Annotated in this window: 21 protein-coding genes; 9 read left to right on the top strand and 12 right to left on the bottom strand. The window is 68.7% G+C overall.

Translation table 11 applies throughout. The annotated features are described in order from the left end of the window. The first annotated feature begins 8 nt into the window (after nucleotides 1-8). The 8 genes from RN901_RS04835 to RN901_RS04800 all read left to right on the top strand — a co-directional run bounded on the left by RN901_RS04835 (nucleotide 9) and on the right by RN901_RS04800 (nucleotide 8,609). On the top strand, nucleotides 9-1,169 hold the full coding sequence (locus RN901_RS04835) for a cystathionine gamma-synthase (RefSeq protein ID WP_310756522.1): 1,161 nt from the start codon (nucleotides 9-11) through the stop codon (nucleotides 1,167-1,169). Nucleotides 1,170-1,300: 131 nt separating this feature from the next. Then, complete coding sequence (locus tag RN901_RS04830) at nucleotides 1,301-2,290, top strand: M48 family metallopeptidase (RefSeq protein WP_310756520.1); 990 nt, start codon at nucleotides 1,301-1,303, stop codon at nucleotides 2,288-2,290. 2 nt (nucleotides 2,291-2,292) lie between these two features. Further along, nucleotides 2,293-3,621 carry a phosphoribosylamine--glycine ligase gene (gene purD / locus RN901_RS04825; RefSeq protein WP_310756518.1) on the top strand — a complete coding sequence of 443 codons (1,329 nt, stop codon included), beginning with the start codon at nucleotides 2,293-2,295 and terminating at the stop codon, nucleotides 3,619-3,621. Between the two features lie 9 nt (nucleotides 3,622-3,630). Continuing rightward, nucleotides 3,631-4,482 (top strand): bifunctional DNA-formamidopyrimidine glycosylase/DNA-(apurinic or apyrimidinic site) lyase, encoded by an 852-nt coding sequence (mutM, locus tag RN901_RS04820; protein ID WP_310756516.1) that lies wholly within the window; start codon nucleotides 3,631-3,633, stop codon nucleotides 4,480-4,482. A gap of 162 nt (nucleotides 4,483-4,644) precedes the next feature. Further along, nucleotides 4,645-5,238, top strand: coding sequence for a sigma-70 family RNA polymerase sigma factor (locus tag RN901_RS04815; RefSeq protein WP_310756514.1), 594 nt, complete (start codon nucleotides 4,645-4,647; stop codon nucleotides 5,236-5,238). 53 nt (nucleotides 5,239-5,291) lie between these two features. Next, nucleotides 5,292-6,083: a hypothetical protein gene (locus RN901_RS04810; RefSeq protein WP_310756512.1), complete on the top strand. Its 792-nt coding sequence runs from the start codon at nucleotides 5,292-5,294 to the stop codon at nucleotides 6,081-6,083. Then, nucleotides 6,080-7,681, top strand: a complete 1,602-nt coding sequence (locus RN901_RS04805) for a hypothetical protein (RefSeq protein ID WP_310756510.1) — start codon at nucleotides 6,080-6,082, stop codon at nucleotides 7,679-7,681. Before RN901_RS04810 ends, RN901_RS04805 begins: the two co-directional genes overlap by 4 nt. Continuing rightward, on the top strand, nucleotides 7,674-8,609 hold the full coding sequence (locus tag RN901_RS04800; protein ID WP_310756508.1) for a hypothetical protein: 936 nt from the start codon (nucleotides 7,674-7,676) through the stop codon (nucleotides 8,607-8,609). The genes RN901_RS04805 and RN901_RS04800 overlap by 8 nt, the downstream gene beginning before the upstream one ends. 50 nt (nucleotides 8,610-8,659) lie before the next feature. Here the strand turns inward: RN901_RS04800 and RN901_RS04795 are convergent, their stop codons facing one another. The 11 genes from RN901_RS04795 to RN901_RS04745 all read right to left on the bottom strand — a co-directional run bounded on the left by RN901_RS04795 (nucleotide 8,660) and on the right by RN901_RS04745 (nucleotide 20,364). Further along, nucleotides 8,660-9,568, bottom strand: a complete 909-nt coding sequence (locus RN901_RS04795; RefSeq protein WP_310756506.1) for an Mrp/NBP35 family ATP-binding protein — start codon at nucleotides 9,566-9,568, stop codon at nucleotides 8,660-8,662. A 14-nt stretch (nucleotides 9,569-9,582) separates the two neighbouring features. Then, entirely contained in the window at nucleotides 9,583-9,834 is a 252-nt protein-coding gene (locus tag RN901_RS04790) for a NifU family protein (RefSeq protein ID WP_310756505.1), read from the bottom strand. Nucleotides 9,835-9,942: 108 nt separating this feature from the next. Further along, entirely contained in the window at nucleotides 9,943-12,246 is a 2,304-nt protein-coding gene (locus RN901_RS04785; RefSeq protein WP_310756503.1) for a penicillin acylase family protein, read from the bottom strand. 92 nt (nucleotides 12,247-12,338) lie between these two features. Next, nucleotides 12,339-12,914: a hypothetical protein gene (locus RN901_RS04780; protein ID WP_310756501.1), complete on the bottom strand. Its 576-nt coding sequence runs from the start codon at nucleotides 12,912-12,914 to the stop codon at nucleotides 12,339-12,341. 4 nt (nucleotides 12,915-12,918) lie between these two features. After that, nucleotides 12,919-13,821, bottom strand: a complete 903-nt coding sequence (locus tag RN901_RS04775) for a hypothetical protein (protein ID WP_310756499.1) — start codon at nucleotides 13,819-13,821, stop codon at nucleotides 12,919-12,921. Continuing rightward, nucleotides 13,818-14,843, bottom strand: coding sequence for a carbohydrate kinase family protein (locus RN901_RS04770; RefSeq protein ID WP_310756498.1), 1,026 nt, complete (start codon nucleotides 14,841-14,843; stop codon nucleotides 13,818-13,820). Before RN901_RS04770 ends, RN901_RS04775 begins: the two co-directional genes overlap by 4 nt. 7 nt (nucleotides 14,844-14,850) lie before the next feature. Further along, complete coding sequence (locus RN901_RS04765; protein WP_310756495.1) at nucleotides 14,851-15,843, bottom strand: ROK family protein; 993 nt, start codon at nucleotides 15,841-15,843, stop codon at nucleotides 14,851-14,853. A gap of 94 nt (nucleotides 15,844-15,937) precedes the next feature. Then, a complete protein-coding gene (gene lepA / locus RN901_RS04760; protein ID WP_310756493.1) occupies nucleotides 15,938-17,752 on the bottom strand; it encodes a translation elongation factor 4 in 1,815 nt (604 codons plus the stop codon). Then, nucleotides 17,749-18,522, bottom strand: a complete 774-nt coding sequence (locus RN901_RS04755; RefSeq protein WP_310756491.1) for an MBL fold metallo-hydrolase — start codon at nucleotides 18,520-18,522, stop codon at nucleotides 17,749-17,751. The genes lepA and RN901_RS04755 overlap by 4 nt, the downstream gene beginning before the upstream one ends. Nucleotides 18,523-18,552: 30 nt before the next feature. Further along, on the bottom strand, nucleotides 18,553-20,001 hold the full coding sequence (gene pyk, locus RN901_RS04750; RefSeq protein ID WP_310756490.1) for a pyruvate kinase: 1,449 nt from the start codon (nucleotides 19,999-20,001) through the stop codon (nucleotides 18,553-18,555). A 33-nt stretch (nucleotides 20,002-20,034) separates the two neighbouring features. Next, entirely contained in the window at nucleotides 20,035-20,364 is a 330-nt protein-coding gene (locus tag RN901_RS04745) for a hypothetical protein (RefSeq protein WP_310756488.1), read from the bottom strand. 321 nt (nucleotides 20,365-20,685) lie between these two features. Here RN901_RS04745 and rpsU point away from each other — a divergent pair, with 321 nt between their 5' ends. Continuing rightward, nucleotides 20,686-20,886 (top strand): 30S ribosomal protein S21, encoded by a 201-nt coding sequence (gene rpsU / locus RN901_RS04740; protein ID WP_310756486.1) that lies wholly within the window; start codon nucleotides 20,686-20,688, stop codon nucleotides 20,884-20,886. A gap of 58 nt (nucleotides 20,887-20,944) precedes the next feature. On the opposite strand, the gene ispG is transcribed toward rpsU, so the two are convergent. Next, complete coding sequence (gene ispG, locus RN901_RS04735; RefSeq protein ID WP_345782353.1) at nucleotides 20,945-22,102, bottom strand: flavodoxin-dependent (E)-4-hydroxy-3-methylbut-2-enyl-diphosphate synthase; 1,158 nt, start codon at nucleotides 22,100-22,102, stop codon at nucleotides 20,945-20,947. Nucleotides 22,103-22,120: the final 18 nt, after the last annotated feature.

The following is a 22,120-nucleotide window of genomic DNA, read 5'->3' as shown; positions in this document are numbered from 1 at the left end:
ATGAAGACGTGGACCCAGCCGCCCGACGGTTCGGAACCCGGGCCATCCACGCCGGGCAGCGCCCCGATCCCACGACCGGGGCGATCATGACGCCGATCTTCCAGACATCCACATACGTCCAGGATGCCGTTGGCGCGCCGCGCGAGGGCTATGACTACGCGAGGGTCAGGAACCCCACGCGCGAAGCCCTTCAGGGAAATCTGGCCGCGCTCGAGAACGGGCGGTACGGCGCGGCATTCTCCTCGGGTCTCGCCGCGACGGAGGCGATCGTCAAGGCGGTGCTCAACGCGGGCGACCACCTCATCTGCGGCGCGGACGTCTACGGGGGCGTGGATCGCATGCTGCGCCACGTGTGGGAGCGGTTCGGGGTCGACTTCGATTTCGTGAACACGGGAGATCTCGATCAGGTTCGCGCCGCGATCCGCCCGGAGACGCGCCTCATCCATGTCGAAACGCCGAGCAACCCGACGATGACGATCACGGATATCGCGGCGTGCGCCGCGATCGCCCGCGAGGCGGAGGCCGTACTGTCCGTCGACAACACGTTTGCGACGCCTTTTCTCCAGCGCCCGCTCGACGAAGGCGCGGATGTCGTGATGCACTCGACGACGAAGTTCCTCAACGGCCACAGCGACATGATCGGCGGCGCGCTGCTCACGAACTCCGGCGAGCTCGCCGAAGGGTTTCACTTTCAGCAGAAGACGAGCGGGGCTGTCCCGGGCCCCTTCGACTGCTGGCTCGTCCTCCGCGGCACGAAGACGCTGCACCTGCGCATGCCGGCCCACTGCCGGAACGCCCGACGGGTCGTCGACGTCCTCCAGGGGCACGACGAAGTCGAATCCGTCCGCTATCCGGGCCTCGAGAGCCATCCGCAGCACGCCCTCGCCAGACGTCAGATGCGCGACTTCGGCTCCATGGTGAGCTTCGACCTGGGGACGGAGGAACGGGCCAACCGCTTCGCCGGCCTCACGCAGGTGTTCCAACTGGCCGAGAGTCTCGGCGGGGTCGAGAGCCTGGTATGCGTCCCCTCTTCGATGACCCACGCTTCGGTGCCGGAGGAAAAGAAGCTGGAGATCGGACTGGGGCCGGGACTCGTCCGACTGTCGGTGGGCGTGGAGGACGGTGACGATCTGGCGGAGGACATCGAGCAGGCCCTGGCCCGTCTCTGAGCGGCGGGGCTTCGGAAGTCCCGACGGTTGAAACAGGGAATCGGGGCCGGACGTAGAGCCGGAAGCGCGGAAGCCGGCCCCGCGAATCGGCCGGCTCACATGAGCGCGATTTGACGCGCAGGGGGTGATTGATGGCGGCAGGCGACGAACACCAGAGGCGGATCCTCGCACAGATCGCTGCGGTCTCGTGGGAGCACCCGGCGGACCGGGCGGCGCTGAATACGCTGCGCAAGATCCCCGGGTTCGATCTCCTCCTGCGCAAGATCTTCGCTCTGTTCGGCGAGCGCGCGATCCGGCTAGCGTTCAAGGCCAACGCCGTGCGCACGTCCGAGCGGCAGTACGCGTGGGTTCACGCGCGCCTGGCGCGGGTGTGCGAAGTACTCGACGTAGAGAACCCGCCGGAATGCTACATCTCGCAGACACACCTGGTGAACGCGGGAGCGGTGGGCTTCGGCGAGCCGTTCATCGTCCTCAATTCCTCGATGCTCGAGATCCTGTCCGAGGACGAGGTCGAGGCCGTCCTCGGCCACGAAGTCGGACACATCGTATCCGGGCATGTGCTCTACCGGACCATGCTGATCCTGGTGCTCAACCTGGTCGCTCTCCGCTATTCGTTCGCCGGCCTTGCGCTTCTACCGATCTACATGGGCCTCATGGAGTGGTACCGGAAGAGCGAACTCTCATCGGACCGCGCCGGGCTCCTCGCGGTCCAGAACCCGCAGGTCGCGATGTCCGCGCTGATGCAGCTTGCGGGCGGCGGGCGGGGCGTCTCCCTCGACCTCGACGAGTTCATTGCACAGTCCGACGAGTACCGGGCCGGCGGCGATCTCCTCGACGCCGTCTACAAGGTGCTCAACGTGCTCGGCCAGACCCATCCGTTCGCCGTCATCCGCGTGGCCGAACTGCGCGACTGGATCGAGAGCGGCGCGTACGACCGCATCCTGGCGGGCGAATACCAGCACCGGGACGAGCAGGACGACCGCCCGTATCGCGAGGACCTTCGCGAGGCGGCGAAGGGCTATCAGGAGGGCGCGCGCGACCTCTTCGACGAGGTCGACGCCGCGGTGGATCGACTGCGGGACCGGCTGACCGGCGCCTTCAGGGGACGCTCGGAAGACTAGTCGTGAACCTCCTCATCATCGGAAGCGGCGGCCGGGAGCACGCCTTCGCGGACTGCCTGCGCCGCGACGCGCCGAACGCCACGATCTACGCGGCCCCCGGCAACCCGGGCATGCTCGGCAAGGCGGAACTCGTCGATATCCAGGCCGCAGATATCCGAGGCCTGCTCGACTTCGCGGCGGCGCGTCGCATCGACCTCACCGTCGTCGGCCCCGAAGCCCCTCTCGCGGCGGGCATCGCCGACCGTTTCGCCGAGGCCGGTCTGCCCGTGTTCGGTCCCGACCGGGCGGGGGCCCGCCTCGAAGCTTCCAAGGCGTTCGCCAAGCGACTGATGCGCGACTGCGGCGTGCCGACGGCGGATCACGAGACGTTCGACGAGGCCGCGGCGGCGCTGGATTACGTCGCGGGCCACGAGGAACCCCTCGTGGTGAAAGCTTCCGGCCTGGCGGCCGGCAAGGGCGCCATCGTCTGCGAAACGCGCGGTGAAGCCCGTACGGCGATCGAGGAGATGATGGTCGACCGCAAGTTCGGGGACGCGGGCGGCCGGGTCGTGATCGAGGAGTTCATGCGCGGCGTGGAACTGTCCGTGTTCTTCGTGGCGGACGGGGAGCGCGCCGTCCCGCTGCTCACGTCCCGGGACTACAAGCGGGTCGGGGAGGGAGACCGCGGCCCGAACACAGGCGGCATGGGGGCGTACTCCCCCGCGGCTCCCGCCAATCCCGATTTCGTCGACGAGGTGCGGCGCGAGATCGCGCAACCCGTGCTCGAGGCGATGGCGGAGTCGGGCTCTCCCTATCGGGGCTTCCTGTACGCCGGGCTCATGCTGACCGCCACGGGTCCGCGCGTCGTCGAGTTCAACTGTCGGATGGGAGACCCGGAGACGCAGGTCGTACTCCCGCTCACGAGTTCGAACCTGCTCGAGCCGATGCTCCGGGTCGCGCACGGCGATTCGCTCGCCGGCTGGCGCCCCGAAGCCGCTCCCGGGCACGCGCTCGTCACCGTGCTGGCGAGCGCCGGATATCCGGAAAGCGCGGATTCCGGGCGGCCGATCGAGATTCCGGCCTTCGACCCCGGCGAGGTGAGGGTGTTTCATGCCGGGACCGCGATGAAGGAGGGGCGGCTGGTCACGGCCGGAGGGCGTGTGCTCGGGATCACCGGGTTCGGCGGGACGCTCGAAGAAGCGGCGCGGCGCAGCCGCGCGGCCGCGGCCCGGATCCGATTCGACGGCGCCCATTCGCGATCCGACATCGGCTGGCACGAACTGGATCCCGGCCGGCTCGCGCCGGAAGAGTCGGCGCGAATCCATCCCTCGGGGACGGCCTCGGGCGGCTAGCGCGTCATCGTGCCGGAACTTCCCGAGGTCGAGACGATGCGCCGGGATCTCGCCCCGCTCATCCGAGGCCGACGGATCCGCCGCGCCCGGGTCCATCACGACGACCTGATCCTCGGAGGGCTTTCGGCGCGGTCGTTTTCGCGCGCCGTGCTCGGGCGCACCTTCGGAGACGCGGACCGCCGGGCCAAGTACCTGCTCTTCCCACTTCATGCGGCGGACGGCATCGACGGTCCGGTCGAGCGGTTGATGCGCGTCCAGGTCCGCATGACCGGCCGTTTCGCGCTCGCCCCGGAACGTCCGGACTCCGCGGAGTTCCGGCACCCGGGCCTCGACCTCGAACTCGACGATGGCCGGACGCTCTTCTACGACGATGTCCGCCGACTCGGCGGCTTCGACCTGCTGACGCCCGACGCGTGGAGGGCCCGGGAGGCCGAGCTCGGACCGGAGCCCCTCGGCCGGATGTTCACCGCCGCCCGGCTGGCTTCCATCGTCGCGCCGCTGCGGGCGCCGATCAAGAACACGCTGCTGGACCAGCGGCGCGTCGCGGGTCTCGGGAACATCTACGCCAGCGAGGCGTTGTACCGCGCGAGGATCGACCCGCGCCGACCGGCGGGATCGCTCGACGCGGAGGAGGTGCGGCGACTGCATCGCGCAGTGCGGGCGGTCCTGCGCGAGGCGCTCGAGAGCGCGGGGACGACGCTGCGGGACTATCGCGCCGTCAACGGCCGCTCGGGCTCCTTTCAGACGCGGCTGGAGGTCTACCAGCGCGAAGGAGCCGCGTGCCCCGCTTGCGCCCGACCGATCCGTCGGATCGTGCAGGCCGGACGGAGTTCGTTCTTCTGCGCCGGCTGCCAGCGCTAGCGGCCCGTGGCAAACCCCGCATCAGCGCATGCCGGTGAGGGCCTTCCGTGCGCATATTGGTCGCAGAGCCGTGTAGGGTGGGCCGGAACCCGGCGTGCCGCGTCGGTCGCGGCGACCCGGCCGCCGGCGGCGCGCCGCCGCGACCCGGAGGGGCAGGATCGAGTGAACTACTCGGATCACAGCGAGCAGACGCTGGTGGAGATGTGCCTCCGCGGCGACGAACGGGCCGCGCGCGAGATCGTGCTCCGGTTCGAACGTCCGGTCTTCTCCCTCATCTTCCGGATGGTGCGGGACCGTGAACTGGCGGAGGACCTGGCCCAGGAAACGTTCGTCCGCACGTTGAACAATCTTCGCCGGTACGATCCCTCCTACAAATTTTCCTCCTGGCTCTTCAAGATCGGCTACAACCTGACGATAGATCATCTGCGCAAGAAGGAACTCGACGTCGTTTCCATGCACGGGGCGCCGGATGCCGTGACGCCGGACCGCCAGGCCGCGACGGAAATCACGCTGGTCTCGGGTGACGAACGACCCGATGAACTCCTCGAGGCCCGGGAACTCGGATCGGAGATCGAAGCGGCCATCGGGCAGCTGCGACCCGAATACCGAACCGCGATCCTCCTGCGGCACATCGAAGGTTACGCGTACGACGAAATCGCCCAGGTGATGGAGATCCCGCTCGGGACCGTGAAGACCTATATCCACCGGGCGAGAAACGAATTGAAGGCCGCTCTCGTACATCTGACGGAGCCGTAGCAGCTCGCAGCTGCTTTTGCCGAGTGTTGCCGGCGCCTCCAGGGAGAACAGGAGTGAACTTGCCGCATCTTACACCTGAGGAAATCGAGCGATTCGCCAGCCGGAGCTCGGCGTCGCCGCCGCCCGGGACGATGGCCGACCACCTGGCCGCGTGCGCCCGTTGCCGGAGGGAAGTCGAGGCGCTCCGGGACGTCATCGCGTTTCTCGAGGGTCTGGCCCCGCATCGGCCGACGGACGGTTTTGCGGAGGGCGTCGCACGGCGGGTCGATGTCGCCGGTGCCGCGCTCGATCATCAGTTGGCGCAGTTGCCCGAGTGGTCCCCGGCACCTTCCTTCGCCAGCGACGTCCTGGCGCAGGTCGACCTGCCTCACCCCGCGCTCGACCGCGCGCTCGCGAGGCTCCATACCTGGTCTCCCGCCCCGGCGTTCGCTTCGGCCGTGATGGCGCGTGTGCGCTTGCCGGTCCCGTGGCCCGAACGCCTCCTGCGCTTCGCGCGGCGGCGCCGTGCGGCGCTGGCCACGGCGGGCGCGGCCATGCTCACCGTCTCAGGAGGCGCCGCGGCCTGGCTGTTCGGTGCCCAGGGCTTCGCGCCCGGTCAGCTTTTTTCCGTTGCCCTCGGCGGGGCGCGAACCGTTCTTGTCGACACCATGCTCGCGGCGGGCCGCCTGGCGTACCGTCTCGGACTCGTGGACGCGGGCGGATCGATCGTCGACCGAGTCAGCCCGGCCGCCGCGCTCGGCAGCCTGGCGCTGTCGAGTCTTGTCGGACTCGCCTCTCTCTGGTTCATGGCCAGGCTGTTCCGGCAGCCGCTCCCACAACGCGTTCGCATCGAGAGGGCCGCATGACCCGGGCGCTGGCGTTCCTGGCCTGTCTCGCGGTCGCGCTTCCGGTCGGCGCGCAGGAGGTCGGCATCGCCGACGCCGCGATCACGCTCTCCGCCAGCGGTCGGGCCGAATTGTGGTTCGAACTGGAGGGCGGGACCGAGCATCGACTTCGTTTCGAGGGCGAGACCGTCGAGGTGGACGGCATCGGAATCGGATCCTACGCGGAGCGCGGCGGTCTGGAGAGCGCCTGGCGCGATTTCCTTCGTGAACACGCGGGAGAGGATGCTGCCGCGGTGCGCGGAGGCCTGGTCGAATTCCGACGGTTCCTGGAGGAGTGGAGCTCATCGGAGGAGGTCGCCGACCGGGGTGCGGCCCGGGCCCTTGCCGGTCGGATCGACGCGATTCTCGGGCTCGCCGCGCCGTCGCCGGCCGACGCGGTGCCCGCCCTCCCGTCGGGCGAACCGGCGCCGGGGATATCGGGACAGCGCGGACCCATGCAGATCGTCCCCGGCGGACTTGGTTTCGATGTCACCGGCGAACTGGATCGTCTGCGCGACGCGCTCGGCCGGCTCGGCGACTCCGGTGAATTCATCGAAGATGGGCTGGCCATGATCGTTCACGGCGACTACCTGGTGCTCGCCGAAAGTACGATTCCGGGCGACATCGCGATCCTTGACGGCACCCTGAGACTCGCCGGGAGCGTCGAGGGCGACATCCTCGTGCTGGACGGTGCGCTCGTGCTGGACGGCGGTGCGCGCGTGCGAGGCGACGTGCTTCAGGTGGGAGGCGAGATCGACCTGGGTGAAGATGCGTCGAGGGTCGAAGGGGAGATCCTGTCCGACATCCGTCTGGCACCTTCGGAACCCTCCGCGCGGGCAGCGCCGGACGCTCCTTCCGTTCAGCGCGCCGAGTCGTTCGACGCCCCCATGCACATGCGGCCCTCACAGCCGGGCCTCGGGACCCGTCTTGCGCGCAACTTCGGGCGGGCCGTCGAGGGGGTGGTCGCCGCGGGCTGCGCGTTCATGGTCCTCGCCGCACTCGGCCTCCTGTTCGTGTATGTCGGGCGCCGTCGGCTGGAAACCGTCTCGGATACGGTTCGGCTGGAGTTCGCCCGCTCGTTTGCGATGGGCCTCGCCGGGGAGGTGCTGTTCCTTCCCGTGCTTCTCGTCCTCACCGTGCTGGTCATTACGTGGCTGGTGATACCCTTCTTCCTGCTCGCCGCGGGGCTCGCCGGGGTCTTCGGATATCTCGCGGCGGCGCATGCCGGTGGCGAGATCTTCGCGCGACGCCGCTTCCGCTCCGAATGGCTGGAGAGACTCCGCCGCTCGAACTCCTATTACTACGTCGTCAGCGGACTCGCGCTTCTGATGCTCCCCTTCGCCGCCGGCGCCGCCCTGTGGGTGTTCGGCGGCGCGGCGGATTTCGTGCGCGGCCTGATCCTCTTCGTGGCCGGCGTCGGCACCTGGGTCGTCGTCACGGCCGGTTTCGGGGGCGTTCTGCTCACGCGGGCCGGCGGACGGAGCGTCGTGATCGACTGGTCGGCGGACAACGCTCCCGGTGACGGTGCGATGCCGGGAGCCGGGACCGATCCGCCCTCCGCCCCGGTGGACGATGCCTGATGCCCGAATAGCCCGCGCCGCGGAGTGGACGCTGCCGGGTCTGCTCGTTTCGCTGGCTCTCGCTCTCGGCGGGAGCGTGACGCCGGTTGCGGCACAGGACTGGCGGGACTTCCGGACGGCGCGGCAACCCGGCGACCTGGAAGCGCTCGAAATCGAGCTGATGTACGCGGGCGGGCGGCTCGACGTATCCGCCTCGGAGACACATCTGCTTTACGACGCGCGCCTCCGTTACGACGCCGAACGTTCCCTGCCCCATCGCGAATGGCGTCGTGCCGGTGGCACGGGACACCTTCGGCTGACCACGTCTTCGTCTCCCGAGGACCGGCGCGATGCCGACGATGCGACGCGGTTCGGCGACCCGGAGCTCGAACTCGAGGACCTCCCTCGCGACGCGGACGCGGCCGGCAGGTTGGACCTGTCGCTGAACTCCTCGGTACCCACGGATCTGCGGCTGGGGATCGGCGCCGGACGAGCGCGCCTCGACCTCGGCGGCGCCCACCTTACGGCGCTGGAACTCATGACCGGCGCCAGTGATGTGGAGGTCGGTTTCGCGCGCGAGAACCGCGCGGCGATGGAGTTGCTGTCCATCAAGTCGGGCGCGACGGCCTTCATGGCCGAGAACCTCGGCAACGCCCGCTTCCGGCGGCTGGAGTTCTACGGTGTCGTCGGCGACGTGGTCCTGGACTTCTCGGGCTCCTGGCGATCGAGCGCCGAAGCCGAGATCAGGATGGGGCTGGGCGAACTCCTGATGCGGGTCCCGGCGCATATCGGCGTCCGCGTTCGGCGCAGCGGACTCGCCTCACTGAGCGCGGCAAACTTCGAGAAGGTGGGAGATTACTGGTTGAGTCCGAACTGGGAGACGGCACGCGTGCGGCTGGAAGTCACGCTGGTCGCCGGGCTCGGCTCGGTCATCGTGGAGCACGGCTAGGCAGCCTCTCGGCGCTGACGCCGGGTTTTGCCAAGGCCTTGCCGGGCCTGCTACACCTCCTCGCGCGCGGCTTCCACCGCCTCCAGCCGAGTGACGGCCGCCGACGCGATGCTTGCGAAAGCCCGAGCTTCCGGTGCGTCCGGTCTTCCGATCGACGTCGGGACCCCTCGATCGCTCTCCTCGCGGACCGACACGCCGAGCGGCACGGCACCCAGGAAAGGCACGTCGATCGAGCCGGCGAGCCGCTCGCCGCCGCCGGCGCCGAAGATGTCGTGCGTCTCGCCACACCCGGGACACGCGAAGCCGCGCATGTTCTCGACGATGCCGAGGACCGGCACCTCGAGCTTCTCGAACATCCGGATACCGCGCAGCACGCCACCGACCGCCACGTCCTGCGGCGTCGTCACCATGACTGCTCCGTCCACGCGCACGAGCTGACACAGCGACAACTGCGCGTCACCCGTCCCCGGCGGCATGTCGATCACGAGGTAGTCGAGTTCCCCCCAGGCGACCTGCTGGAGGAACTGGCGGATGACCCCCATGATGATGGGTCCGCGCCAGATCGCCGGAGCGTCCTCCTCGATGAGGAATCCGATGCTCATGAGCTTTACCCCGTGCGCCTCCAGGGGCACGACTTCTTCCCGGTCGATCCGGGGCTTCTCCTGGATGCCGAACATCGTCGGGATGTCCGGGCCGTAGATGTCGGCGTCGAGCAGTCCGACGCGATGGCCCCGCCGGGTCCAGGTTGCGGCGAGATTCGTGGAGATGGTGGATTTTCCGACGCCACCCTTGCCCGAACTCACGGCGACGACGCGCCCCACGCCCGGCATGGGGGGCGCCTGCGAGGGATGGCGTCGCGCGGCGTCCCCGTCGTTCCCCTTCGGGGGCGGCCCGGGACGTTTGGGCGCGGGATCCATGATCGGAAGCGGCCGGGGGCCGCGGGTCGGCGTGTCGGACACGGGTTGACGCTCGACTACGCCACGGCCTCGACGGAATGGACGATTGGGAGCGCGTGGCAAAGGTGCTGTTCGATCCCGGCCCGAAGCGTAGCGGTCGACATGGGACAGTCGTAGCAGGCGCCGACGAGCCGAACCGCGACGCGCCCGCTCTCCGGATCGAACGAAACGAGCTGAATGTCCCCTCCATCCGCGCGCACCGCGGGACGGATGTCGTCGAGGACTCTCTCGATCTCGTCGAGCGTGCTCTCAACGGTGGCAGTGCTCAAATCGTCTGGATCCTGGCGTGGGTCGGGAGAGCGTTTCCATGCCCCGCGGCAACCTCGAAGTCGACGTTCCGGAGGGCTTGAGAAAGGTAGGATTCCGCCGTCCGGCGGTCAACGCGAGCCGGGCAGAAAAAGGAGCGCCCTCTCCACCCTCGTGGGCGGCCGGCCCGGGCGGAGTTCGATGAGCGGATTCTCGGTCCACACGGCCCCCATGTCTCGATAGTGCGGATCGAGCGGGTTTCCGGCCTGGCCCGTGGGCAGCAGGAAGTAGCCCCTCATGTCCGAGGGCGCGGCGCGAGCGACGAATCTCGCGCTGGGGCCGTACTCGCTCACGACCGGGAACTTCCACGCGGTCGAGTCGAGACGCGATCTCAGCGACGGGGCGTCGGGGCGAACGGTGTGTGGCCCGCCGCGCGACGGATAGGGTCCGACGTGGAACCCGAACAGGCGGTCGAGCAGCGCCACGGTTCCGAGCGGGTGGGCCGATCGCTCGCGATGGACCTCCCCCCACGAGCTTCGGGGGGCGACGGCCGCGGTGCGAGCCGCCTCTTCTTCCAGCGCTTCGAGGCGCTCGACTTCCGGCGTGCGCGCATCGTCGATCCAGGCGCTGTCCCCGGTCTCGACGATCTCCATGAACGCGAGATCGGGGAACCACCCGTCTCCGCCCTCGAACTCGTCGGCAACGATGAGTTCGCGCAGTCGGTAGAGCCAGGTGAAGAAGGGTACGGCGCCCCGAGATTCCGTTTCGGTGCGCAGATCCCAGCGCTCGAGCAGGAGCGCGAGCGAATCGAGGCCCGCGCGGCGGGCGGCCCGGACGGCGCGTGGCCGGTAGCGCTCCGCCCAGAGGCTGTGGCTGTCCAGTTGCGTCTCGCGCATGTCCTCCACCGTCCAGCCCGACGCGCGAGACACGAGGTCATCGATGCGCCGGGCCCGAAACGGCGCCGGATAGTACGCGCCTACCCGTCCGAACAGGGACCGCGCCTGGAGGTTGTTCGCGCTGACGAGATATCCCCGCTCCGGATCTCGTAGCGCCGGCATCGCTTCCGGTGGCCAGAAGCCCGGCCAGCCCGCGGGCAGGCGCTCGAAGGAGATCGGGGAGGCGCCCTCCCCGGCCGGGCGCAGGGGCACGGACCCCGCCATGCGGTAGCCGATCTCCCCGCTCGACGCCGCATAGACCACGTTCTGGTGAGGCGAACGAAAGCGCGCGACCGCCGCCACGAACGCCTCGACGTCGGAGGCCCGATTCATCTCGCGGAGAGCCGAGAAGGGACCCCCGGGTTCGAGCCCCGTCCACAACAGCGACAGCGTGAGTCCTCCGGCCGGTACGACATCCGTGATCACCGGGCCGCGCACCGTCGAACGCACGACCCAGGTCTCCGGCTCGCCGCGCCCCCGCACGCGGATCTCCTCCGTCCGCGTCTCGAAGGGCCGCCAGTCGGCGGAGTCGCGATACATCGACCCGTCGAGGTTGATGCCTTCGACCACGAAGTCCGCGTCGTCCACCTCCGCGTTCGTGAAGGACCATGCGACATCCCGGTTGAGTCCGACGATGACGCCGGGGGCTCCCGGGATCGACAGGCCCGCGACGGCCAGGTCCGCATCCTCGGCCGCGATGGAGTTGAGGTACCAGGTGGAGGGTGCCCGGAGGGCGAGGTGCATGTCGTTCGCGAGCAGTGGAACGCCATCCGCGGTGCGCGATCCCGTCAGCGCCCACGAGTTCGAGGCGTGAAAGCCGAAGCGGGAGAGATAGATCAGAGGGTCGGGAGACGAAGCCGCCGCGCGCGGATCCGCAGGAACCGGAGTCTCCGCGATGGCGATGCGCGCCGGCGGAGTGCCGGAGGGGAGCGTGTCCTGGAGAATCGTGGGCCCCCAGACCGGGTATCCGGCCCCCAGCGCCCGCCGATGATCCGCGTCGAGCGTCGCGAGCGCCGTCATCCGGTCCAGTTCCTCCCGCCACTCGGAGAGATCCAGCGACATGATGCGGCCGATCGAAAGGGACGCCTGCGGACTCCACGGCTGCGGCTCGATGCCGAGGATGAGGAATTCGGGGGGCCACGGCCCCCGCCAACTCGCGATGCGACCGTTGACACCCTCCGTGAATGCCTCGAGGAGGGCCCGCTCCGTCTCCGCCATGTCGTCGAGTTCGCGGCCCGCTGCCGACCACAGGTCCAGCGTACGCGCGAGGCGATCCGCGCCGATGGCAGCCGGACCGAAGAGTTCGGCCAGGCGTCCGCGCGCGACCCGCTGGAAGAGCTCCATCTGCCACAACCGGTCGGAGGCGTGCATGAAGCCCTGGACGCGCATGGCGTCGAGTTCGGTGCTCGCGGAGATGGACGGAATGGCCCACTCATCGAACGTTACCGTGACGGGATCCACCAGGCCCGGCAGGATGTGCCGGCCGGATCGCGGCTGCATGGACCGCTGTAGATGGAACCACGCAACTGTGGTGAGGGCCCCCCCGGCCACAAAGCAGGCCACCAGTACGACTCCCGCGCGGCGCCGAAGGCTCACGGGTCCCGACGGTCGGTGGGAGCGGGAGATGGCGGTCCCGCGTCGAGCAGGGCGCGGCGGAGCGAGACGTAGCGCTCGCCGTCACGAATCACGAGCGCTCGTGCGACGAGGTCATCAAGCAGCCCGCGCACCCGGTCGAGAGGAAGTTCGAGCCGGTCGGCGAGCGGAGATGCCCCGGTGCGGCCGAGGCTCCAGATCTCGCGCCACACCGCGGTGGCGCCGGGATCGAGCGCGCCCAGCAGCAGCGGTTTCCCTTCGGTGCTCTCGGCAGCGGCCGCGAGCCCCCGGCGCCGGAGGACCGAGTCGATCGGTCCGAGGTGGTGTTCCGCGACCCCGCGAAAGAGGATGAAGGACCGGTGCGTGGAGGCGTCCGACGCGAGGAGGACGAGCTTCGCGACGATCTCGTCCGCACAGGAAAAATCGATCACGGGGACATGGCGCAGGTCGAGTACCGCCAGGACCGTGCGGCCCGCGTCCGCGATCTGGCGTTCGACCGTCGCCCGGACCGTTCGGCCGGTGGGACGCGTGACCAGGTAGCTGAACAGCGTCGTGTGAGCGACCTCCGGCCTCACGCGATCACGTCCTTTCTCTTTCGACCCGTTCGGGCAGGACGATCAGCACCTGGGCGCCGGGAAAACGGGGCAGATCCGTGCTGAGCGGCTCGCCCTCATCCCAGTCCGGCACCCTGGCGATACTCGCATCGCCGCTTCGGATACGGATGGCGCCGTTCCACTTGATGATCTGGCTTCGGATCGCCTGCAGGCCCTGGCCGCGACCGGGGTCCGGGAAGCGCGACTCGCCGCGCAGAAAGGCCGCCTCCAGGGCCGCTGCCGCCGACCACTGCTCTCCATACCGGCGTGCATGCTCGGCGCCCAGGGAGCCTTCGAAGCCCACTCCCACGTCCATCACGGCGAGCACGACGACGTCGCGGCCCAGGCGGCGCTGCCACCGGTATCGCTGCGCACATACCCAGCCGATCGAGTCGGCGTGTTCGAGGATGTTCTGGCACACCTCCGACAGCATGATGGAGAAGTGGATCACGGCGGGCCGGGGGTAGCCGAGACGGTCGTGCAGGATGCGCTGGGCACGGTCCCGCACACCCTCGACGACCGAATGGACGTCGTCGTGGGAGCGGATCGTCGTGACTTCGATGAGGGCGTCGGAGATCTCGAGAGACGGCTTCGGCAGTTGCTTCAGGTCGAACACCTGCGCTGCGGCGGGCCAGAAGCGCATGCGGTTGATATAGGAGCGGACCTCTGAATCTCGCGGAGGCTCGATCAGCGGAGGCAGCCCCGTGCGCAGGCGCGCCTCCTGACCGACGGCCAGAAGGCCGATGAGCCCGTACGGCGAGACCCAGCCGACGGACCGGGCGTCGAGCAGGAGGCGCGCCTTCGGATTGCCCCCCGAGCGGACCCGCCGGACGAGCGTCTCGAAGGAGGATTCATCCAGATTTCCGGGGACCCGAACGACCCGGCTCACGCGGAACCCCGCGCCCGACTCCCCGCCCTGCCGGTCAGGAGGCCGGTCTCGGAGCGCAGGTATTCGCCGAGTCCGGACGCGCCGCGGAAACCGGCGTTCCGTTGCGCCGCATGCGTAGCCGCCATGACGGATGACTCGAGATCCTCACCGCCCAGCATCGTCACGAAGCAGGTCGCTCCCCACACGTCACCGCAGCCGGTCGGGTCGCCCCCCGATACCGGGACTTCGGGCTCGACCCTCCCGCTCACCAGCGCTTCCGCGGGCGCGACGGCGCCCGGCGGCGGGCGAGGATCCGTCGGCGCCGTCCAGAAGCTGCGGGTCGCAACCCAGGCGGCGCCGCGCTCCCCGAGCGTGACGAGGAGGCCGCGCGTCACCGGACCCACGACGTCCGCGGCGAGCGCCCAGGGATCTTCCCAGCCGGCCGCCAGCGTGCCGAGTTCCTCCTCGTTCAGCTGCACGACGTCGAAACACGAAAGCCACGCGCGCCAGTCATCGAGCGGACGCGGAGAGCGCCCTCCGTCCGTCCCCACGCCGAGCATCAACGAGTGCAGATCCGCGTAGACCGGACCCTCCGCCGCCGTCCGGAGGGCCGCCGCGGCCGGGAGATCCACCTCCCAGCCTGCGATGAAATTCACGTAGATCGCGTCGCACGAACGTGCGAGGGGCACGAGTTCCTCGCGGGTCCAGCCCGGTACGCCGCCGGTGAGCTTCTCGGAGCGCCGCGCGTCGTCGAGGTAAATGAGTTCGACCCGGTTGTTCGGTTCCGTCACGGTCCACACCCCATCGAGGGAATCGACCCGCTCGAGTCCCCCGAGGAAGAGATCCGCCGCCTCGCGCATGTCCTTTCCGATCTTGAGAATCGGAAACAGGGTCCAGCCATCCCCGGCCTCCGCCACGGCGGCGTCCGCGGCGGCCAGCGCATAGGCGATCCCTCCCCATTCCTCGACCGGCTCCTCGCGTCCGACATCCCGTGCGCGGATCGTGTCCCACACCATCGTCCCCACGACTCCGAGTCGCGGCATCGGCGACTCAGAGGGGTCCGAGCCGCGCGACGCGGAACACGGCGGCGGCGCCGATGACTCCCGCGAGACCGCCGAGTTCGGTGCGCACGATCCGGCACGCCTCGGCCGCCGGTCGGAAGGCCCGCTTCCTGACCTCGCGGCGCAGGGGGTCGAAGAGGTGCTTGCCCGCGCGCGTCACTCCCCCGGAAACGACGATCATCCCGGGGTTGAGGATGTTGATGAGGTTCGCCAGACCGGTCCCGAGGTATCCCGCCGTCTCCCGCATCACGTCGGCGGCATACTCGTCGCCCGCCACGATGGCATCGGATACGGCCTCGGCCGTTACCGCCCGCAGGTCGCCCTCGACGAGATCCAGGAGCATGCTTTCGGCGCCCGCCTGCAGTCCTTCCACCGCGCGGGCCGCAATCGCGGGCCCGGAGGCGTAGGCTTCCAGGCACCCGTAGCTGCCGCAGGCGCACTTCCGGCCCGTGGAATCGATCGTCATGTGTCCGATCTCGGCGGCCGCGTCCGACGCCCCGTGGTAGAGTTCGCCGTCGAGTACGATGCCGCCGCCGATCCCCGTCCCCAGAGTGATCCCCACGAGGTTGTCGACCCCGCGCCCCGCGCCGCGCCACCACTCCCCGAGCGTTGCGGCGTTTGCGTCGTTGTCGAGTTCGGTCTCGAGTCCCGTTCCCTTTACGATCAGGTCGCGAAGCGGGAAGTTCCGCCACCCGAGATTCGGCGTTTCGATCACGGTTCCCGTGTCACGGTCCAGCGGGCCGGGCGCCCCCATTCCGACGCCGACGATCGCATCCTCCCCGAATCCGCCCTCACGCGTGGCGTCCCGCTTGACCTCGCGGATCAGCGACACGATCCGGTCCACGACGAATTTCGCGCCGATGTGGGCGTCCGTGGGCAGCGTACGCATGCCGAGCACGGTGCCGCCGTCCACCGGGACGGCGCCGACGTTGATCGTGGTTCCCCCGAGATCGACACCGATGATGTGGTTTCTTCCGCTCACATCCCCTACCCGCTTCGAGCTGGTGGGATCATCCGCCGCCGACCGCGCTTCGGAGAATCATAGGCGGAAAAGCCGAACCGCTCCAGCCGCCGGACTAGTCGCTTTCGACCTGCAAGACGGCGAGAAAGGCCTCCTGGGGGATCTCGACGCTCCCGACCTGCTTCATGCGCCGCTTCCCTTCCCTCTGCTTCTCGAGGAGCTTTCGCTTGCGCGTGATGTCGCCTCCGTAGCACTTGGCGGTCACGTTCTTGCGCAGCGCCTTCACCGTCGTCCTCGCGATCACGTCCCGCCCGATCGCGGCCTGGATCGCCACGTCGAAGAGCTGCCGCGGGATGAGTTCCTTGAGCTTGCGAGCCATCTTCTGCCCGAAGTCGTAGGCCCGGCTCCGGTGCACGATGACGCTGAGCGCGTCCACGGGCGCCCCGTTGAGGAGGATATCCAGCTTCACCAGGTCCGAGCGCTCGTGGCCCGTTACTTCGTAGTCGAGCGAAGCGTATCCGCGAGACACGGACTTCAGCTTGTCGTAGAAGTCGAGCACGATCTCGCCGAGGGGCATCGAGTACGAGATCTCGACCCGGGTGGGATCCAGATATTGCAGGTCGACGTACCTCCCGCGCCGGTCGTGGCAGATCTTCTGGATCGCGCCGATGTAGTCGGCGGGCGACACGACGCGAACCCGGACGAAGGGCTCCCGCACTTCGCTGATGTGGACGCGGTCCGGCATCTTCGATGGGTTTTCGAGCTGGATCTCGTCGTCGTTCGTGAGCGTCACCTGGTACTCCACGCTGGGCAGGGTCGTGATGAGGTCGACGCCGAATTCCCGGTCGAGCCGCTCCTGCACGATCTCCAGGTGGAGGAGCCCCAGAAAGCCGCACCGGAAGCCGAAGCCGAGCGCGCCCGATGTCTCCGGCTCGTAGTGGAGGCTGGCGTCGTTCAACTGGAGCTTTTCGAGCGCCTCTCGGAGTTCCTCGAACTGGTCCGAATCCGTCGGATAGAGGCCGGCGAAGACCATCGGCTTCGCTTCGCGGTAGCCGGGGAGGACCTCCGCGGCGCGGTCTCCGGCGTCCAGCACCGTATCGCCGACGCGGGTATGGCCCACGTTCTTGATCTGGGCCGTAAGATACCCGACCTCCCCGCAGCGGAGGGCGCCGGTGCGCTCGAACCCGAGACGCATGAAGCCGACCTCGTCCACCTCGTAGACGGCGTCGTGGCGTCCGAACCCGATGCGCATGCCCTCGCGCAGTTCGCCATCCACGACGCGCAACATGGGCATCGCTCCGCGATAGCGGTCGTACTGCGAGTCGAAGATCAGGGCCCGCAGCGGCGCCTCGGGGGCTCCGTCCGGAGCCGGGACGCGCTCGACGATGGCGTCGAGAACCTCGTCGATCCCCGCCCCTTCCTTCGCCGAGGTGTGGATCGTCGAGGCGGGATCCACGCCGAGCAGTTCCGAAATCTCCGCCGCCACGCGTTCCGGGTCGGCCGCCGGGAGATCGATCTTGTTGATGACCGGGACAACTTCGAGATCCGCTTCGAGCGCGAGGAAGAGGTTCGCGAGCGTCTGCGCCTCGATGCCCTGCGTGGCGTCGACGACGAGGAGGGCCCCTTCGCACGCGGCGAGACTCCGGCTCACCTCGTAGGCGAAGTCGACGTGCCCCGGCGTGTCGATGAGGTTGAGCTGATACTCGACCCCGTCCCGGTACCCGTAGGCCATGCGGATCGCGTTGAGCTTGATCGTGATCCCGCGTTCCCGCTCGAGTTCCATCGAGTCGAGGACCTGCTTCCGCATCCGGCGCGCATCCACGGCGCCGGTACGCTCGAGGAGCCGGTCGGCCAGCGTTGACTTCCCGTGGTCGATGTGCGCGATGATGGAAAAATTCCGGATGCGCTCCGTGGCCGGGGGCGCGGTCACAACTCCACCACCAGTCCGTCGTACGCCGGCGTCACGCCGGCCGGGAGGCGGCGCTCGATCTCCTCGTGCCTCGTCCTGTGCGCGATGTGCGTGATGTACGTGCGTCCGGCCCCGAGTCGACGCGCCGTCGCCGCGGCCTCCTCCATTGAGAAGTGTCCCGGGTGCGGGTCGCCGAACCAGAGCGCGTTCGTGACGAGGACGTCGACGCCCGCGAACACCTCCATGGCATCCTCGGGTAAGGACTTCGCGTCGATCAGGACTCCGAGACCGTCGGCGCGAAACCCGTAGCTGCGGTACACGCCGTGCGGCAGCGCAACGACTTGCATCTCGAGCCCGCCGGGCGCGATGACGTCGCGGTCCTCGAAGAGCAGCAGATCGAGCCGGGGGACGGCGGATCCGGGCTGGGGACGGGCGTCACCCCAGATATAGGAGAACCGGCTCCGGATTCCGGCCTCGAACTCGCGCGCCACGTAGAGCGGGACAGGTCGGCGCTGACGCAGCGAGAAGATTCGCAGATCGTCGATCCCGTGCGTATGGTCCGCGTGCTCGTGCGAAAGAAAGACGGCGTCCAGCCGCTCGACGCCCGCCCGCAGCAGTTGAAGCCGAAGTTCCGGGGGCGTGTCCACGAGGAGACGGGTCCGGCCGGTTTCGATGAGGAGTCCGTGGCGCGTGCGTCGGTCCCTGGGGTCCGGCGAGCGACAGGTCGCGCAGTCGCAGCCGATCACCGGAACCCCGAAGGAAGTGCCGGTACCGAGAAAACGGACTCTCACGGGCCGGGCGTCAGTGGCGGAAGAGGCGGATCACAACTCTTCGACGCGCATCATGTTGGTCGTGCCGGGGACGTGGAAGGGGACTCCGGCCGTCACCACGAAACGCTGCCCCGCCTCGCCCATGCCCAGCTCGAGGGCCACATCACGGGCCTTGTCGAGCATGCTCGAATAGCTGATGCCGCCGTGGAAGAGGATCGGCTGCACGCCCCACACGAGCGCCAGCTGGTTGTACGTCCTCCACTGGTCCGTGATCGCCAGGATCGGGACCGAGGGACGCTGCGCCGACACGATGCGGGCCGTATAGCCGCTCTGCGTGAACGTCACGATGAACGGCGAACCCACGCGCTCAACCGCGATGAGCGACGACGCCGCGATCGCGCCCGATGTCGTCTGCTGGATCTTCGAGAAGCCCTCCACCTGCTTGCCGGCCCGCCCGGTCCGTCCCAGCCGCTCGTGCTCGATACGGCGGATGATCCGGTCCATTGTAAGGACGGCCTGTACCGGATATCCGCCCGCGGCGGTCTCCGCCGAGAGCATCACCGCGTCGGTGCCGTCGAGCAGCGCGTTCGCGACGTCCGACACCTCCGCCCGCGTCGGCTGCGGGCTCTCGATCATCGACTCCAGCATCTGCGTCGCCGTGATCACCGGCCGCGCCCGTTCCTGCGCGAGTCGAATGATCCGCTTCTGGATCATCGGCACTTCCTCGTACGGCAACTCCACCCCGAGGTCGCCGCGCGCGACCATGACGGCGTCGCTCAGGGGCAGGATCTCCGCCAGGTTCTCGAGCGCCTGCGACTTTTCGATCTTCGCAATGAGCAGACACCCCCGGTCCATTTTCTGGCGGGTCGTTTCGAGGTCGGCCGGCTGCCGTACGAAGCTCAGCGCCAGGTAGTCGATGACCTGTTCGACGGAGAACTCGATGTCCGCGATGTCCTTCTCGGTCAGGGCCGGCGCCCCGACCCGCACGCCCGGCAGGTTGATGCCCTTCTGGGATTTCAGGACGCCGGCACTGAAGGCCACGGCCGAAACCCACGGCGGGTCGTCGGAGACTTCCCGCACCGCGAATTCGAAGTGACCGTCGTCGAGCAGGATCCGGTTTCCGGGCGCGACCTCCTCGGCCAGCTCCGGATATGTGGTCGGAATCTGTCGGCGCGGGGAACTGCCCGCGGGAGCGTCTTCCCCTTCGGGAAAGAACCAGTACGTGCCTTCAGGCTCGATATCGAGTTGGTCGCCGGGCAGGTCCCCGACCCGGATCTTCGGTCCCCCCAAGTCGCCGATGATCGCCACCGGCCGGCCGACATCGCGGGCCACGTCGGAGATCTTCCGTACCAGACCGGCGGCGCGATCCGTCGGCGTATGTGTGAAGTTGATGCGGACTGCGTCGGTGCCGGCTTCAATCAGGTCGTGCAGCACGTCCCGGTCCCAGGAGGCGGGTCCGATCGTGCTGACGATCTTCGCTCTGCGGAAGCCTGCGCTCATCCGTGGCCCAAATGGCGTGGGAGGCCACGGTTCCTATCCAGGCAGCCGGCCAGCCTCCGAGAGATCGGGTCGGTGGGCTACGATCCACTCGTGCATGTGTTGCAACTGGCCGAGCGGGAGCCCCTCGAGGGATTTCACCTGCAAGCCGGGGATGATACAGGCGGCGGCGCGGCGGAGAAAGTAAGCGCGCTGGCGGCGGCGCTGTTCCGGGTTGAGGCTCGTTCCACCGGGGATGTCCGGGATCGGCTCCATGAGGCGGCGGTAACTGTAGACTTCGCGGGCGGAGAATTCGGCGGGGATCAGATAGGCGTGACCTTCGAGTTCGAGGGTGCCGTCCGATGAGATGGCGACGGGACCTGCCATGTTCAGCCTCCTTACGCCTTACGTAGCAGCCAGAGACGCAAAAGACCGTGCCGCCGGAAGGTTGGACAATCTCCACGATTCCCCTTCATCCCAGCCGCACGGTCCTCGGGCTTCCAGAACGTACTATAGGCTTGAACGTGCCCTCGATGCAAACTGTCCGCGCCATCCCGTGCCGGGTGCCGACCCCGGACACCGTCCGGACGAGGAGCGGACCCCGAACGGGCGCGAGCGGGATATTTGACGCACCGCCGCGCGGGCCGCTAAACTTCGGCCCCGTTGTGTCTACGGGCTGTCAGAGTTGCCCTGCCAGGAGGCTTACACTTGCAGTACACGCTACGCGACAACGAAGAACTCGACCGCGCGCTGCGGAAATTCCGCCGCAAGGTCCAGCGAGCCGGGATCTTCCGGGATATCAAGAAGCACCGGTTCTACGAGAAGCCGAGCGAGGCGCGGCGTCGCAAGATGAAGGCGGCGGAACGCCGTCGGCGTCGGCGTCGGCGTCGCCAGAAGGCCCGCCGCTAGCCCGGAGGCCCGCCGCTAGCCGGAGGCCCCCCGCCAACCGGCAGTTCTCCCCGCAGTCTCAGGAAAAGCGGCGTTCGACGTACCCGTCGAGAATCTGCAGGAATTCCTCCACGATCCCATCGCCGCGCAGCGTCGAGTGGTGCTTTCCGTCGACATAGACCGGCGCGGTCGGCGCCTCGGCCACTCCCGGCAGCGAGATACCGAGATCCGCATGCTTCGACTCGCCGGGCCCGTTGACCACGCACCCCATCACCGCTACGGAGAGATCCTCCACGCCGGGGTAGTGCTCCCGCCAGGCCGCAAGACGGTCCGCGATATGGCTTTCGACATCGAGCGCCAACTGCTGGAAGAAGGTGCTCGTCGTCCGCCCGCACCCGGGGCACGCCGTCACCTGAGGCTTGAAGCTCCTCAACTCGAGCGACTGTAGCAGCTGCTGCGCGATTCGGACCTCCTCGGTCCGGTCGGCGCCGGGTTCCGGCGTCAACGACACACGGATCGTATCGCCGATCCCCTCGGAGAGCAGGATCGCGAGGGCGGCCGAGGACGCGACGGTGCCCTTGCGCCCCATCCCCGCTTCCGTGAGTCCGAGGTGCAGCGGGTAGTCGCAGCGGGACGCGAGTTCGCGGTACACGGTCACGAGATCCGGCACGCGCGACACCTTCGCGCTGAGCACGATCCGGTCGGGCCCGAGACCGAGGCCTTCCGCGGCTTCCGCGGACGCCATGGCACTCTCCACGATCGCGTCGAGGGTCACCCGGTGCGCATCCAGCGGCTCCGCCCGGCGCGCGTTCTCATCCATGAGCCGGGTCAGGAGCATCTGATCCAGCGAGCCCCAGTTGACTCCGATGCGGACCGGCTTGTCGTGCTCGATCGCGCAGCGGACGATCGTTGCGAACTGCTCGTCGCGCCGCTTTCGGCCGACGTTGCCCGGGTTGATGCGGAACTTGGAGAGGGCGGCGGCGCAGTCGGGGTGGCCGGGCAGGAGGATGTGCCCGTTGAAGTGGAAGTCGCCGACGAGTGGTACGTCGATGCCCTGGCCGGAAAGCTGTTCCGCGATCCGCGGCACCGCCCTGGCGGCCCGCGGGGTATTCACCGTGATGCGGACGATTTCCGAGCCCGCCTCGTAGAGCGCCCGGACCTGATCCGCGGTGGCCGCGACATCCGCCGTATCCGTGTTCGTCATCGACTGGACGACGATGGGATGGGCGCTGCCCACCCGGACGCCTCCGATATC

Origin of the sequence: Candidatus Palauibacter soopunensis, assembly GCF_947581735.1 — a bacterium.
Lineage (GTDB): Bacteria > Gemmatimonadota > Gemmatimonadetes > Palauibacterales > Palauibacteraceae > Palauibacter > Palauibacter soopunensis.
Note: the sequence above shows the minus strand (reverse complement) of the source record. Positions and strands in the feature narration are given on the sequence as shown.